Raw genomic sequence first — 624 nt, forward strand, 5'->3', positions numbered from 1 at the left:
GGAGGATGGCCCTCTGGGGAGCTTCAACGCCCGACTGCGCGACGAGCGGCTGGTTGGCGAGATCTTCTACAGCCTGGCGGAAGCCAGGATCTGCATCGAGAGCTGGCGGCGGCACCACAACAGCATCCAACCGCATGCCTGCCCCGGCTACAGGCCGCCTGCTCCGGGGGTGATCCTGCCAGCCCCTGCGTGGCGGCTGATCCTGCGCCGCCCCCCCCTCTGACCAGCACACAATCCTTTGCCCCAGGCCAGTCCCAAACCAACCTTCACCCAGGATCACCCAGTGGGGCCGATCAGTTCAAGTCGCAGCTGGTTCAGTGCTGCTCGTCGGGAAGGAACTCGCACTGAGCGACGCCGTAGCTGCGCGGACCGTCTGTGATGATGCGCTGCGGCTCAAACTCCAGGCCAGCCAGCAGCCTTCGATGCGGGATCTGACGGAACCCACCCGCCCATTGCAGCTGACACGCCGCCGTTTCGCCAGCTATTCCTCAACTTCTCCCTGTCCACGCGCAGGGGCCCATTGCAGGTGCTGCCCCCCATCAAGGGCGATCATCTGCCCGGTCATGGCCGGGAAGGAAAGGATGGCCATCACGGCCCGCACCACCTCCTCCGGGCTCGATCCAC

1 protein-coding gene and 1 pseudogene are annotated in these 624 nt (G+C 65.9%); one reads left to right on the plus strand and one right to left on the minus strand.

What is annotated here, in order from left to right:
* Positions 1–223, plus strand: a 223-nt coding sequence (locus GSE44_RS25160; protein WP_159351549.1) for an integrase core domain-containing protein, incomplete at its 5' end; no start/stop codon positions are given.
* Between the two features lie 258 nt (positions 224–481).
* Here the strand turns inward: GSE44_RS25160 and GSE44_RS26105 are convergent.
* Positions 482–624, minus strand: a pseudogene (locus tag GSE44_RS26105) (short-chain dehydrogenase); the annotation flags it as partial.

It is taken from the genome of Muricoccus harenae (assembly GCF_009848505.1).
Classification (GTDB): Bacteria; Pseudomonadota; Alphaproteobacteria; order Acetobacterales; family Acetobacteraceae; genus Roseomonas; species Roseomonas harenae.